The sequence below is a fragment of the Sporosarcina sp. FSL K6-3508 genome (genome assembly GCF_038615825.1).
Lineage (GTDB): Bacteria > Bacillota > Bacilli > Bacillales_A > Planococcaceae > Sporosarcina > Sporosarcina newyorkensis.
In genome coordinates, this window is sequence record NZ_CP152016.1 from 3,284,509 (window position 1) to 3,299,198 (window position 14,690).

The following is a 14,690-nucleotide window of genomic DNA, read 5'->3' on the forward strand; positions in this document are numbered from 1 at the left end:
CGTTTTTCACGAGCTGAAAATACGTATCCCAACTCGCTCGTGCTGCATTTGTGAAAGTTCGAGCCCTGGTGATACGACTCCAAACTCTTCTTCATCTAACTTCATAATTTTATCTGTTGCCTGCTGAAGCTGTTGTTGAAATGCATAAATAATTTTCTGTCCTGCAGTTTGTCCGAGCGGGATTGCCCGCACAGCATTTTGTACGAGACTAACGACTGTCGAATACAAATAATATAAAATCGTCGTTTCCTTCTCTACTTGCAGATGATGCCCTACCATCGTAAAAACAATAGCGGGATGGCCAAAAGCTTGTTTATCACGTATTTTTCGCATGTAGGTGGACAACATCGGTATTTCATAAATTGATTGTGCAATATCCAACATACGGTCACCCATGCGCTGTGTACCATCGCGTGATTCCCGTGCCAAGTTCTGCACAGTCAAAATGCGATCCAATTCCCAAATATCTTCAAGTTCTTCCGCTTCAAGTGCATCATAAGCCAGCCTTACTGCCAAGCCGTCTGCATAAGCGAGCTGTTCATGCACATAAACGTTCAGCCATTCGGAAAATGATTTCGCATCTGTGACAATGTCTTTTTGAATATACGTTTCCAAGCCGAAAGAATGGCTAAAAGAGCCGGTTGGAAAATTGGAGTCGCACAGCTGAAACAAAGACAATGCGTGATTAGTCATGACTATGCCCGATATGACGGAATGCTTTTGCTACTTTTCGTTCTTCTCGCTTGAATGGAATGTCCATTTCTTGCAACAATTCCTCAACCAAATAATCATACTGAACAAGCATATCCTTATCCTCAAACTGAGCTGGCAAATGACGATTTCCAAGCTGATGAGCAATCGTTCCCATTTCAAGCATCGTACGTGGACTGATGACAATTAAATCATCGGAAAGTACGTCGATCAAAATTATATTTTTATCATCCATAAAGAGAATGTCGCCAGCTTCCAAATCACGCGGGTCTTTCAATCGGATGCCGATTTCACGTCCGTGATCTGTTTCTACACGTTGAATTCTTTTCATTAAATGCGCGCTCTCTAGATACACTTTCTCTTTATGTCGTTTTTCAAATTCGTTCGAGTCTAAATCTCTTACGTTCATTACGACTTCTTCTACAATCATTTTCTTCACCTCAAAATAAGAAATAGCGCTGCCCCATCGGCACAACGTCAATCGGATCGCATGTAATAGGTTTTCCATCGATTCTCACTTCGTACGTTTGCGGATCCACGTCAATATGAGGAGTAGCAGTATTCAATTTCATATCTTTTTTCGTAAGATCGCGCATATTGCGTACAGGAAGTACCACTTTTTCGAGTCCAAGCTTTTCTTTAATACCGTTATCGTATGCAACTTGGGAAACAAATGTAATAGAACTTTGCGACAATGCCTTTCCTAGCGTTGCATACATTGGTCGGTAAATCATTGGCTGTGGTGTCGGAATCGTCGCATTGGCATCTCCCATTAAGCTAAAGACCGCCATTCCATTTTTCAAAATCATTTCCGGTTTGACGCCAAAGAATTTCGGATCCCATAGTACAAGGTCGGCCATTTTTCCAACTTCAATTGAGCCAATATACTCGGAAATCCCGTGAGTAATTGCAGGGTTGATCGTATATTTGGCTATATAGCGTTTTACCCGATTATTATCCGAGTACTGACTATCCCCTTCCATAATTCCAAGCTGTTTTTTCATTTTATGGGCTACTTGCCATGTCCGAAGTGCAACTTCACCCACACGCCCCATCGCTTGCGAATCGGAGCTCGTCATGCTGAAGACACCCATATCTTGTAAGACATCTTCCGCCGCAATTGTCTCGTTGCGAATGCGTGAATCAGCAAATGCAATATCTTCCGGAACAGAAGGATTTAAGTTATGAGCAACCATCACCATGTCCAGATGCTCGTCAATCGTGTTGATTGTGTATGGCAATGTTGGATTTGTGGACGCCGGCAATACATTCATCATACCGGCGGATTTGATCAAGTCTGGCGCATGTCCGCCGCCTGCACCTTCTGTATGGTACATATGGATGACACGGCCGTTGATCGCCTTCATCGTATCTTCAAAAAATCCAGCTTCATTTAACGTATCTGCGTGAAGCGCAATTTGCACATCATATTCATCAGCAATCCGTAATGAATGATCAAGTACGGATGGTGTCGCACCCCAATCTTCATGGACTTTCAAACCGATCGCACCAGCGAGTATTTGCTCCGCTAAAGGTCCGCCGGCTGCTGCATGCCCTTTCCCTGTTAAACCGATATTGATTGGTTGCCCCTCTAAAGCCTTGAGCATCGAGTGAAGATGCCAGGCGCCTGGTGTAGCAGTCGTTGCTCTAGATCCATCGCCCGGTCCTGCCCCACCGCCAATCAATGTCGTCGTTCCAGCAGTGAGCGCAACATCAACTTGTCCTGGATTTATAAAATGCACGTGCGTATCAATCGCGCCTGCAGTAATAATTTTACCTTCCCCAGAAATAATTTCCGTGGATGCTCCGATAATAATGTCAACTTTGTCCTGCACGAGCGGGTTACCAGCTTTTCCAATACCAGAAATTTTACCGTCACGAATCGCTAAATCCGCTTTATAAATTCCCGTATAATCAAGGACAACGACATTTGTGATGACCGTATCGGGTACTCGTTCGTCTTCTTCGCGCGTAATGAACGGATGCTGTCCCATTCCATCACGAATGACTTTCCCGCCGCCAAATACAACTTCTTCGCCGTATTTTGTATGATCTTTTTCGATTTGAATGAACAAATCTGTATCTGCCAGGCGGATGGAGTCTCCTGTTGTCGGTCCGTACATTTGTGCATATTGCTCTCTATCCATTTTAAAACTCATTTAACATTCCCGCCTTCCAATGGTCCGTCCACTTCATTATGAAATCCGTAAACTTCTCTTTTTCCAGCATAGTCAATTAATTGCACTTCTTTTTCATCGCCTGGTTCAAAGCGGACAGCAGCGCCGGCTGGAATATTTAATCGTTTGCCGTATGTCTCTTCCCGTCTAAACCTCAGCGCACCATTTACCTCATAAAAATGATAATGAGAACCGACTTGTATTGGCCTGTCCCCTTCATTCACAACGTGAACACGTGTACTTTCTGCCCCTTCATTACAATTAATTGGTTCATCTTTTAAAATATACTCACCTGGGATCATCGCTTCGTCTCCTCTCCATTTCATTAGCAAGTTATCGGATGGGGTTATGCACAGTAACTAGTTTTGTACCATCCGGAAACGTTGCTTCCACTTGAATGTCGTCAATCATCTCGGGAATACCATCCATCACGTCTTCACGAGTTAATATCGTCGCTCCGTAAGCCATAAGATCTGCGACAGTTTTGCCATCTCTAGCGCCTTCCATCACCTCGTATGTAATAAGCGCCATTGCTTCTGGATGATTCAATTTAAGACCTCGTTCTTTACGTCTTCTGGCGACATCGGCAGCCACAACAATCATTAACTTGTCGATTTCACGTGGTAGTAATTGCATCGTTCAACCTCCTGAAATATATGATAGTTTGTAATAGAACTCTTCTCCCTAAATACACTTTAGCAAAAAGCATGAAATATTCCGAATAGTCCGCAAGGCGTTAATAGGCCATACTACTTCTATCGATAAACTTGAACTGTACCCTTTAAAAGCTCAATTCAGTCAATCTAAAGCAATTAAGTACAGAAAAATTCATTATAACGACAGTATCCCCTTAAGCAAGTTAGCGTAAACGTTGCCACGCTTTAACTTTTAGCTTTTAAAAGACTAATGAGCAGCCATGGAACAGCCGGCCTAGCCGTGAATACAAGTTCGAACTATAAATGTGTTGTAACAAAGTGTTTTATTTAATGGTTTGATCGCAAGTTGATTCGGTTGTGATTCATACATCCGGGAAGGATCGGTGAATCTCTTAGGTATTCGAAACAACTGGAATGGGGGGGATTGTGTCCATTTTCCTCGTCTTAAAAACATGGGAAAGCGGCTTGGAGTTACTGCTACTAATTTATTGTACAGCTTTGCGGCGAAGAATCAAGTGTTCCTGCTTATGAGGGAACCAGTCCGATCGACTACTTGCAGAAGTGGTAAGTAAGGCCGACAAAACAGGATGATCATTCATTTGAATATATACATTAAAAACCCCTCCCAATCATCTCGGGAAGGGCTGCAGAAAATCACTATTAATTTTTTGAGAATATCAAATTCACTTTAAACCTAAAGGAATGTCATACCTTGAAAACATTTTTTCTGACCTGCCCTCTATTGCTCCGAAGGGTTCTATGATGAATCGCTGTCTCATCACTAGCTATAAAATGAAGACCATTCATCCTATCGACCGTTCAATTTCATGGCCATTTTATTTTATACTAGAAGTTTTGTGACCCATCAAAATTTTACTCGTTGAAGCCTTAACGCGTTCAAAACGACAGACACTGAACTAAATGCCATAGCTGCTCCGGCTACCCAAGGGGCTAACAATCCGAGTGCAGCAACCGGAATACCGATTGTGTTATAGAAAAAAGCAAAGAATAGATTCTGTTTAATGTTGCGCATTGTTTTCCGGCTCATAATGATAGCGTCTGCAACGCTATTTAAGTCGCCGCGCATGAGGGTGATATCAGCTGCTTCGATTGCAATATCTGTTCCAGTACCAATCGCCATTCCGATATCCGCAAGCGCAAGTGCAGGAGCATCATTGATACCGTCTCCGACCATTGCCACTTTCTTTCCTTGCATCTGTAATTTCTTAATCTCATCGCTTTTCTGCTCTGGAAGGACTTCTGCGATGATATGGCTCAACCCGACTTGTCGTCCGATTGCTTCTGCAGTATGTTGGTTGTCACCCGTTAGCATAATGACATCCAACCCAAGTTCAAGCATTCTTTCAATTGCCTGTTTAGATGTTTTTTTCACAGTATCCGCAACTGCCACGACACCCGCAAGTTTCCCATCAATCGCGATGAGCATCGCTGTCTTTCCTTCTTTCTCCATGTTCTCCATTGTGGATTCCACATCTTGAAGAGCCACATCCCGGCTGTGCATTAACTTTCGTGTCCCGGCAAGCACTTGCTTTCCGGAGACTTTCGCTTCAATTCCATACCCTGGGAGCGTATTGAACCCTTCTGGTTCGATCAATTCGATTCCTTTTTCTTTGATTCCCATTACGATCGCTTGCGCCAATGGGTGTTCGGATTGATTTTCAGCTGATGCAACCAATTGAAGGACTTCCTCTTCTGCAAAGTCTTTCAACACGATGACATCTGTCAACGCTGGCTCGCCTTTCGTCACTGTACCTGTTTTATCCAATACCACTGTGTCGATGAAACGTGTGTTTTCAAGATGTTCTCCGCCTTTGAAAAGCATACCCATTTCAGCTGCTCTACCCGATCCAGCCATAATGGAGGTTGGTGTGGCCAACCCTAACGCACATGGACATGCAATGACCAATATGGAAATGGTCGGAATTAGTGAAGATCTGAAATCGCCAGGCGTTACGACAAAATACCAAATGAAGAATGTCAAAATCGCAATTCCAACGACTATAGGAACGAAGATGCCTGATATTTTATCCGCCAACCGTTGAATTTCCGCCTTTGAGCCTTGTGCTTCTTCAACGACTTTGACGATTTGAGATAATGCACTGTCTTTCCCAACTTTCGTCGCTTTGACCTGTAATGACCCGTTTTTATTGATCGTTGCACCAATGACCGAGTTTCCTGGCACTTTATCGACAGGGATACTTTCACCGGTGATCATTGATTCATCAATTGCCGATTGCCCAGAAATGATTTCTCCGTCGACAGGAATCTTTTCCCCCGGTTTGACGAGGATGATATCGCCAGCTACTACTTCTTCAATCGGCAGTTCTTTTTCAACGCCGTCTTTTAAGACACGTGCTGTTTTTGCTTGCAATCCTAGTAGTTTTTGAATGGCTTGGCTCGTTTTTCCTTTTGCCCTCACTTCGAATAACTTACCTAGGACGATTAGCGTAATAATAACGGCAGATGCTTCAAAATATAGTTCTGGTTCTCCGACACTGCCCCCATTCATCCATTCAAAAGACAAATATAAACTGTAGAAATAAGCTGCACTAGTACCTAATGCCACTAAAACATCCATATTGGCGCTTCTATTTCTTAAGGAAGTAAATGCCCCTTTATAGAATTGAGCACCGACGATAAATTGGACAGGCGTTGCCAAGATCAATTGCACCCAAGGATTCATTAAAAAAGTAGGCAAGTATAGAAAAGATAAAAACTCAAAGTGCGCTACCATTGTCCATAACAGCGGGAGTGTCAGGATTGCCGAAAATATGAATTTCCGGTATTGCTTTTTTATCTCCTGCTCCTTATGATCCAACTTTTCCTTGCCGTTAGATTTTGGAATCAATTCATAGCCCATTTTTTTCACAATTGCCATCATCTCGTTCGGACTTGTTTGACCACCATCATAATCTACAGTCAGTGTTTCAATCGCGAAATTGACAGTCGCCTTAGAAACACCATCCATTTTATTAATCCGTTTTTCTATTTTCGTCGCACAAGCAGCACATGTCATGCCCGAAATATCGAATTCAACTTTGTCTTGAATGATACCATAACCTAATTTTTCGATCCTTGACGTAAAATCATCAATATTTGTTTTTTCCGGATCGTAAACGATTGTCGAACTTTCCAAAGCAAAGTTTACATTCGCCTTTTCGACACCTTCTATTTTGGATAACCCTTTTTCAATCCGGTTTGCGCAAGCTGCACATGTCATCCCATTGATCTTTAATGTTTTTTCCGTTGTTGCCATTTGTATCCCTCCGATACTTCGTGGGGGTATATAGTTTTGAAAAAAGAAGGATTATACGGTTGTCGTATAATCACTTCTACAGCCGCTTGTACCCCCACATGGTCTAAGCGGAAGACGTTTTATGCCTATTGTTTAAGCAACTTCATAGCCTTGGTCTTCAATCGTCTCTTTGATTTGATTTAAATTCGCTTCGTTATCATACTCAACTGTCACTTCTTTATTCGCAAGGTCCACTTTTACTGATGAAACACCGTTCAGTTCACCTACACTTGACTCAATTGAATTCACGCAATGTCCACAAGACATACCTTCTACTTTTAATACTTCTTTCATAATGAAAAACCTCCTGTTTTGTTGTTAATATCAGTACTCCATACTCTGTTCCAGTCTACAATGCTAAATGATTACTTAGTCATCGTTTTCATGACACTCATAAGCTCCTGAATAGCCGCTTCACCATCTTGCCCTTTAATGGCATTGACAACACAATGATGCGTATGGTCTTCCAGTAAAGCTAAGGATACTTTGTTCATTGCCGATTGAATCGCGCTTATCTGATGGAGAATATCCACACAATAACGGTCATTTTCAATCATTTGATGAACACCTCTTACCTGCCCTTCAATACGCTTTAAACGATTTAATAACTGCTGTTTATTCGGCTGTACAGTCTTCTTTGTTGTTTCTGACATACCATCACTCCTCAGAGTTTACTATATACCCCTTACCCCTATATTAACACGCGTTTCATGAGAGAGCAATGATATTGTTTTGTTCAATTACATCAATCACTATACTGCTAACAGTTTTTTAATCTCTTCTTCATTCCGTTCGAAACCGATCAGCACTTTCGGTTTGCTTCCAAATCCTATAAAAGACTTTTTCTTGAAAACGAAAGCCGGTACTACCCTCGAGCCACTTAACTTAATAAGTTCTTTCTCCCTTTCCGGTTCTATCGATAAATCATAGTCGATATATGGAATATTGTTTTTCAAAAGAAACGCTTTCGCTTCTTGGCAGTCCGAACATGTCGGTCTTGTATAAAGTTTTAATGTCTTACCCTCCATAGATCGTTACCTCCTATTATGAGAATCCCTTTCAAGATCATTCATTTTATCTCTATGACATACGCATATACATAAACTTCGCCGTCAAATTGAAACTCTGCCCAAAGTTTGTATTTCCCTGCCTCTGTTAAAACTGTTTTGAATTGAGTTTTGTCATCAGATACTGGATGCACATGGATAAAATGTTCTGCATTTTCATCTAAAATGACAACATGGCCTAATGCGCCTAAATACGGTTCAGGTGTTGCTCCTCTTAAGTCGAATAACAATGAAATATCCTGCCCGGCTTCAAAATTATTAGCTTTTAATTCCACTGAATATCCATCTACCATTTTGACAAAGTCTGTATCAACCTTGAGTTCATTGCCATGGTTTGGATGATACGCGTGCCCGACATGGAGCGTGATTGGCGAAACTGTATAAGATAAGTTTTTTGGAGCGATATCAACAAATATCTTGTAGTCGTTGTCCCTCAATTCTCTTTGCAACATATATACACCGTCTGCTTGCTTTTCGGGGTGCCCATGAATATATTCTTTCAAATCTGCGCTCACAACGATCAAATGCATTTCCTTTTCATGGGAAACACCTAATTCAGGTGTCTTTCCATGTTTGTCTTTCAATTCAATTGTAATGATAGCGTCTCTGTAAGTGACATTTGCTGTCACTTCACTTTCTCCTTGAGCTTTGTATTGGTAGTGGTGATGTTCTGCATGTTGGTCCATCTCGTAGTCCTCCTTGTAAGTTAGTTTCCTGCATCACTCCTTAATATACATACAGTATAGGGGTATACAGTTTATAAAAATATATTACCCGATATTCCTTTTTTCAATCACACAAAACTTGGGTGTCAGTTATGAAAAGGAATATTAGTGTATAGCCACATATTAGTATACCGGTGTAGGGTATGTAAAGTGTTTTGTTTCATTCCCAAAAAAATAGTGACCAGCGCATTACTTCTGGTCACTGATCACATTAATGATGTTGGTGATGGTGGTCTGCTGATACTTCTGGTTTTACCTTACATAAAATTGAATCATCATGCTGATGGGCAGACGTTTCCCACTGAATCGTTACATGATGAATATTTTGGTGTAAAAGATCGTGCTCGATACTACGCAGAAGTTGCTCACTTTCCGCAATGGACATCTGATCATCTACAACTGCGTGACAGGAAAGTGCATTCAGTCCGCTTGTAATGGACCAAACATGCAAATCGTGAGCACTTTGGACGCCTTCCGCACTTTGAATTGTACGGATGACATTATCTATATCTACATTTTGAGGGACGCCTTCCATTAATACATGTAATCCAGACTTTGATACATAGTATCCGCTACGCAAAACGAGTATAGCGACAATGACACTAGCTAACGGATCTGCCCAGCCCCAGCCGAAAAACATCATAAGCAAAGCCGCAGCGATCGCCCCAATAGAGCCTAGCATGTCACTAATAACATGAAGGTAAGCGCCTTTCATGTTCAAATTTCCTTCAACATCGCTGCCGCGCATCATAATCCATGCAACTAAGATATTTATCGCCAAACCGATGCTGCTAACGATTAACATACCTGTCGTCGCAACATCTGGCGGGTTTGCAAAGCGTTTCACCGCTTCAATAAAAATGAACAATGCGATGACAATCAAAGTTGCCCCATTTAATACAGCGGCCAAAATTTCAAATCGCTTATAGCCATACGTTTTGCTTTTATTTGCGACCTTTTCTCCTAACTTAAATGCAATCAGTGCAATCGCTAGTGAAATTGAGTCGCTCAACATATGACCAGCATCTGCCAACAAGGCAAGACTATTCGTCAAAAATCCGCCGATCACTTCCACTATCATATATAAAGTAATGATTAGGAAGGAAATCAATAATACTTTCTTATTTGCACCATGCGTATGGTCGTGTCCATGTTCATGCCCCATTCGATTACCCCCTTCGTGTAATTAATTATGCGTTGCGTGCTCTATCGCCTGTTTCAATAAATTCATAACATGATAATCATCTTCCGAATAGTAAAGTGTTGTTCCTTCCCTCCTGAACTTCACCAGACGTAAATTTTTCAAAAAACGCAATTGATGAGAGACGGATGACTGGCTTAAATTCAGTGTTTCCGCAATATCATTCACTGAATGCTCTTCCTTGCATAATAAATTTAAAATCCGGATTCTTGTTGGATCACTCAATGCCTTAAATGTTTGGGACACGACGAAAAGTGTTTCCTCATCCAAAAGCTGTGTGTCTTCTCTCAAAAACTGTTCTCCATTTTCTTCTTTGTTCAATTTAAATTCCCCCTAACTTTCAATAATTAATTGCTTATATGAGCATATATTCATATATTATGTATAATTTAGTATAGTGTCAATGGAAATACATATTACCCCCTATTTTTATATACCCCCAAAAATAAATTTTTACACTTCAATAAGTTTTAAAGCAGGGTTTAATTGAATAATAATTATTGTATTTTTATACCCAACCGCTGTATTGTATTAATTCATTGTTGGTTATTTAAAAGAAAGATGTGTACAAGCAACATGCATATAGAAGAAAGTGAAATTAGCAGTTGACGGCGGGATATTGCTTGGAGCTAACAATAGAGGAAGGTACCAGGTCTACAAACAATTAGGGGGAACCTGATACCTTTTAGTGTTCATATTTCTACCAGCAGTAAAATCATTAATTTTCAAATGCTTCGGGATAAAATGATTTCGCAAGCATTTCAATTGTAGTGGGGATTCGCACGCCCTCGAAAGTATAATCAAGTGGCATGACCGCAACTCGATCATTTTTAATCGCGTCAATACCCGTTAAGGCAGGGTTGCTAAACAGAACATCTTTCTTTTGCTCGGCCGTCATTTCTCCATAATCCATGATGACGATCACTTTTGGATTCCGTTCAACAACGTCTTCCCAATTAACGGTTGTCCAGTTTTTCGGAATATCACCAAATATATTTTCTCCTCCTGCCAGTCGTATCATTTCGGTCAAAATTGTTTGAGTTGCTGTATAAGGTATGTCTGTTCCACTGTCATAGATAAAAACACTAACTGGTTCTTCGACTGTTCCAATCTGCTCATCAATCTGTTTACCTACATCTCGAATAGAATGTTGAAGAGACTCAATCAATTCGTCTGCTCTGTCCTCTACCTTAAAAATAAGACCGATATTACGGATATCCTGATAAACATCGTCAAGCGTCGGACCTATGATGTTGGACGACTCGTGAGTATATGTCTTAATACCAAGTTCGTTCAGTTTTTTCACTGAGCCTAGACGCTCTTCTTGGAATAGTGTATCCCAGCCAGCATAGACGAAGTCAGGATCCACTTCCAATAGCACTTCCTTAGAGGGTTGCATCCCACGCGAAACAACAGGAATCCTTGAAAATGCTTCCTCGAATTCGGGTAATACATGATCTGGATTTGCACCAACCGTTCCTGCAATATGTTCTTCCAGTCCCAGTGTCAACATGAGTTCCAGTGTGTGTAAGTCTTGCGTAACCACACGACGAGGCATCTCTTCGTATTGGATCGGCCCATTTTTCGTTTTAACGGAAACGGGTTCATAAACCCCTTCGTTCTTCGATTTGTCTCCATCCGCTTTCGAAGCGGAGGTCTCCATCGTACTGTCGGATTCACCACAAGCTGTCAAGATTGCCATTACCATGATTAAAAACAGCAGCATGTATTTTTTACTCATTGGACGAACTCCTATTCATATTGGTTTTTGTATTACGGCATCCCATGCTTATACCTTGATTGCCTAGTTTTAAGAATCCATAAAACCTCTACTCTCTAACTAAAAAAGTCCAGATATAAAAATCGATTATATCTAGACTTTCCAGTTCTGCTACATCATCTTTAAAAGCTCATTCAAAGCGTTCTGGATAAAAACCTTTCGCCAATGTCTCTAGTCCACTTGGAATTCGAACCGACTGTTCTACATCGGCGTGCTCGATAGTGACATACCGCTTATTTTTGACTGCGGTAACGTCCTGAAGCGATGGATTATTAGAGATCGCATCCATTAACTGCTCAGGTGTCGTTCCGCAACAATAAGCTAACACAATCACCTCGGGATCACGCTCAATTACCTCTTCCCAACTAACTTCTGGCATCCATCCTGTTGACTCACTGAAAATATTTTCTCCGCCTGCTAAACCGACGACATGGGATCGTATCATATCTCCTCCAGTAGTGATAGCAGACCCACTATCGCCGCCGCCCATATAGAAAACTCTCACAGGCTCTTCGTCACTTATTTTTTCTTGTATCCCCATTACAGTCTCTTTTATTGACTGGATTAATTCATCTCCACGACTTTCAACGCCAAAAATACGGGATACTTCACTAATCTCCTTGTATACCATATTTTCCAAAGTTGCCGGTTTTCCAGCCGCCTCAGGTATATAGGACTTCACCCCACGTTTTTCAAGTTCAGCAGTCGTACCGATTACACTGTCAACAAAAAAGTCGTCTGATCCCATGACAAAATCAGGTTCCTTACTTAGTAACACTTCTTTTGAAGGATACATTTCAGATAAAAGCGGAACTTTCTTCACTTTCTCTTCCAATCCGGGTGCTGCTTTATCCCGTGGAAACGAGTAGCCTACAAGATACTCATCTAATCCGAGTGCCAGCATTAATTCAGCATTATCTTGCATCAACCCAACCGTTCGTTTTGGCGGTTCCGTAAACGTTACCTCCCGACCGAAATTATCTAGCGTTACAGGCTCGTAAGTTTCAGCGCTGTCTGCCTCATTTGTCTGATCATCAGAAGAACCATATTCTATTTTATTGTCCGATTGACCGCATGCAGATAGGATGGCTATCACCATCAGTACACTTAACAGTTTCGAATACTTTTTCATCATATGTACACCTCTTCATGTCTTTTAATAGCAGGAGCCGCGTCAGAAAGAAAGGTAATATGTGTCTTTCCGGTTATCGGATGCTGGATGATATGAGTATTTACCCGGAATATTTCTTGTAGTATTGTCTCCGTTAAAACTTCTTCTGGCTGACCTGCAACAGCCAGCTGTCCTTGATTCAACACATATATATGATCGCAATAGACCGAAGCGATATTTAGATCATGAAGAGCCGCTATGACCGTGATATTTAATTTCTTAACCAAGTCCATTAGCTGAAGTTGATGATGAATGTCCAAATGGTTCGTAGGTTCATCCAGTACCAAATATTTCGCTTGCTGGGCGAGAGCTCTCGCTACCATAACTCTTTGTTTTTCCCCGCCGGATAGCGTAGAAATCAGACGATCTCCATAGCTTTCCAGTCCTACTTTTTCAAGCGCCTCTTCTGCAATACGCATGTCTTCAACTGTGTCCGTTTCCATCATCTTCTTATGCGGAGCTCGTCCCATCAGCACGATTTCCATTACTGAAAACTCAAATGTATGCTGCGATTCCTGACTGACTACCGCCATTTTTTGAGCCGTTTTTTTTGCTGATATTTCGTACAGATTTTCACTATCCAATGTAATTTTTCCGCAATCCGGCTTGTTGATCCGGTAAATGCTTTTTAACAGCGTGGATTTTCCGCTTCCGTTCGGACCAATCAGTCCAACAAATTGCCCAGGCTTCACCCGCAAATGAATGTCGGAGATAATCTTCTTTTCCTGTATGCTGGCTGATATGCCTTCAACTGTTATACCCATCGTCAACGACCTCCGAATGAATAGGAACTTCTTCGTAATAACCAAATGAAAAATGGTCCACCGCACAATGCTGTCACCACTCCTATTGGCAGTTCTTCAGGAGCCACTACGAGCCTGGCTACAATATCTGCCCAGATCATAAAGACAGCACCGAATAACGCACTAATCGGCAGCACTCTTTTATGATCTGAACCTACGAGTAGGCGGATCATATGCGGGATCATCAATCCAACAAAGCCGATAGCTCCACTCACTGCAACAAGAACCCCAGTTAGAAGAGAAGTGACGACGATTAATAACTTTCGGAATGCGTCGACGTTAATGCCTAACGTTGCGGCTGTATCTTCTCCCATCAATATGAGGTTTAAAGAACGAGATTGGTACAGCAAAAATGCGAAAACCAACACTACGGCTGTTGCCGGTATAGGCAGAACTGTCCAATTTGCTCCCGCTAAGCTTCCCATCATCCAATACATTGCACTTCGAATACCTTCTTCTTCAGGCGCAGAAAGAACAATGACATTTGTGACAGCGCCTAGGATCATAGATATTGCAATCCCTGCAAGCAACAGGCGTATTGTCGAAATCTGACCACCTACCCGTGCGAATGTATAAACAAAAACAACGGATAAAAATGCTCCTAGAAAAGCAGCAATCGATAGGGCGTATTGACCAAAAAATTGCAACGCTCCAAACAAAATGACGAGTGTCGCACCAACGGAAGCTCCGGATGATACCCCAAGGATGTACGGATCTGCTAAGGAGTTTCTGACAAGCGCCTGAATTCCTACTCCTGCGATAGCCAAACCAGCACCTACTATTCCTCCCAATAAAGCACGAGGAAATCGCAATTCCCATATGATGTTTTGTTGGGCAGTCGACCAGTATGCTGTAACTCCATCCCCTATATAAGGTATATTGGACAACACGATTTTCCAAACCGTTACCATATCAATTGTCACAGGGCCAAGCATAACAGACAGCGTCAATGACAAGAAAAGACCGAGAGGCAAGATGAACAACAAAATTTTAAAACGTCTTTGATGCTTGTTTTTTTCTTTTTCACTACTATCTATTTTTCTTACCGGTGGTGATTCTATTAATTCACCGTCCCCTTTTGTA

The 14,690-nt window shown here is 41.6% G+C and carries 16 protein-coding genes; all 16 read right to left on the minus strand.

Annotated features, from left to right (window positions below; all coding sequences use genetic code 11):
• Positions 1 to 6: 6 nt before the first annotated feature.
• The 16 genes from MKX97_RS16330 to MKX97_RS16405 all read right to left on the minus strand — a co-directional run bounded on the left by MKX97_RS16330 (position 7) and on the right by MKX97_RS16405 (position 14,596).
• Positions 7 to 693, minus strand: a complete 687-nt coding sequence (locus MKX97_RS16330; protein WP_078818316.1) for an urease accessory protein UreF — start codon at positions 691 to 693, stop codon at positions 7 to 9.
• Positions 686 to 1,141 carry an urease accessory protein UreE gene (gene ureE, locus MKX97_RS16335; protein WP_078818317.1) on the minus strand — a complete coding sequence of 152 codons (456 nt, stop codon included), beginning with the start codon at positions 1,139 to 1,141 and terminating at the stop codon, positions 686 to 688. The genes MKX97_RS16330 and ureE overlap by 8 nt, the downstream gene beginning before the upstream one ends.
• A 10-nt stretch (positions 1,142 to 1,151) precedes the next feature.
• The gene (gene ureC / locus MKX97_RS16340; RefSeq protein WP_078818318.1) at positions 1,152 to 2,870 is read right to left on the minus strand and encodes an urease subunit alpha; all 1,719 of its coding nucleotides are present in this window, start codon (positions 2,868 to 2,870) and stop codon (positions 1,152 to 1,154) included.
• Positions 2,867 to 3,190: an urease subunit beta gene (locus MKX97_RS16345; RefSeq protein WP_078818319.1), complete on the minus strand. Its 324-nt coding sequence runs from the start codon at positions 3,188 to 3,190 to the stop codon at positions 2,867 to 2,869. The genes ureC and MKX97_RS16345 overlap by 4 nt, the downstream gene beginning before the upstream one ends.
• A 31-nt stretch (positions 3,191 to 3,221) precedes the next feature.
• Entirely contained in the window at positions 3,222 to 3,524 is a 303-nt protein-coding gene (locus tag MKX97_RS16350) for an urease subunit gamma (RefSeq protein WP_009498990.1), read from the minus strand.
• A gap of 885 nt (positions 3,525 to 4,409) precedes the next feature.
• Positions 4,410 to 6,821: a heavy metal translocating P-type ATPase gene (locus MKX97_RS16355; protein ID WP_009498991.1), complete on the minus strand. Its 2,412-nt coding sequence runs from the start codon at positions 6,819 to 6,821 to the stop codon at positions 4,410 to 4,412.
• Between the two features lie 132 nt (positions 6,822 to 6,953).
• The gene (gene copZ, locus MKX97_RS16360) at positions 6,954 to 7,154 is read right to left on the minus strand and encodes a copper chaperone CopZ (RefSeq protein WP_009498993.1); all 201 of its coding nucleotides are present in this window, start codon (positions 7,152 to 7,154) and stop codon (positions 6,954 to 6,956) included.
• Between the two features lie 71 nt (positions 7,155 to 7,225).
• Positions 7,226 to 7,513, minus strand: coding sequence for a metal-sensitive transcriptional regulator (locus tag MKX97_RS16365; protein WP_041072599.1), 288 nt, complete (start codon positions 7,511 to 7,513; stop codon positions 7,226 to 7,228).
• A 99-nt stretch (positions 7,514 to 7,612) separates the two neighbouring features.
• On the minus strand, positions 7,613 to 7,888 hold the full coding sequence (locus MKX97_RS16370; protein WP_009498995.1) for a glutaredoxin family protein: 276 nt from the start codon (positions 7,886 to 7,888) through the stop codon (positions 7,613 to 7,615).
• A gap of 41 nt (positions 7,889 to 7,929) precedes the next feature.
• Positions 7,930 to 8,613 carry a hypothetical protein gene (locus MKX97_RS16375; RefSeq protein WP_342536503.1) on the minus strand — a complete coding sequence of 228 codons (684 nt, stop codon included), beginning with the start codon at positions 8,611 to 8,613 and terminating at the stop codon, positions 7,930 to 7,932.
• Between the two features lie 250 nt (positions 8,614 to 8,863).
• On the minus strand, positions 8,864 to 9,817 hold the full coding sequence (locus MKX97_RS16380) for a cation diffusion facilitator family transporter (RefSeq protein ID WP_078818326.1): 954 nt from the start codon (positions 9,815 to 9,817) through the stop codon (positions 8,864 to 8,866).
• A gap of 21 nt (positions 9,818 to 9,838) precedes the next feature.
• Positions 9,839 to 10,174 (minus strand): metalloregulator ArsR/SmtB family transcription factor, encoded by a 336-nt coding sequence (locus tag MKX97_RS16385; RefSeq protein ID WP_078818327.1) that lies wholly within the window; start codon positions 10,172 to 10,174, stop codon positions 9,839 to 9,841.
• Between the two features lie 397 nt (positions 10,175 to 10,571).
• Positions 10,572 to 11,594, minus strand: a complete 1,023-nt coding sequence (locus MKX97_RS16390; RefSeq protein ID WP_342536504.1) for an ABC transporter substrate-binding protein — start codon at positions 11,592 to 11,594, stop codon at positions 10,572 to 10,574.
• A gap of 169 nt (positions 11,595 to 11,763) precedes the next feature.
• Positions 11,764 to 12,768, minus strand: coding sequence for an ABC transporter substrate-binding protein (locus tag MKX97_RS16395; protein WP_078818329.1), 1,005 nt, complete (start codon positions 12,766 to 12,768; stop codon positions 11,764 to 11,766).
• On the minus strand, positions 12,765 to 13,568 hold the full coding sequence (locus MKX97_RS16400) for an ABC transporter ATP-binding protein (RefSeq protein WP_078818330.1): 804 nt from the start codon (positions 13,566 to 13,568) through the stop codon (positions 12,765 to 12,767). The genes MKX97_RS16395 and MKX97_RS16400 overlap by 4 nt, the downstream gene beginning before the upstream one ends.
• A 2-nt stretch (positions 13,569 to 13,570) precedes the next feature.
• Positions 13,571 to 14,596 carry an iron ABC transporter permease gene (locus tag MKX97_RS16405; RefSeq protein ID WP_040760189.1) on the minus strand — a complete coding sequence of 342 codons (1,026 nt, stop codon included), beginning with the start codon at positions 14,594 to 14,596 and terminating at the stop codon, positions 13,571 to 13,573.
• Between the last annotated feature and the right edge of the window lie 94 nt (positions 14,597 to 14,690).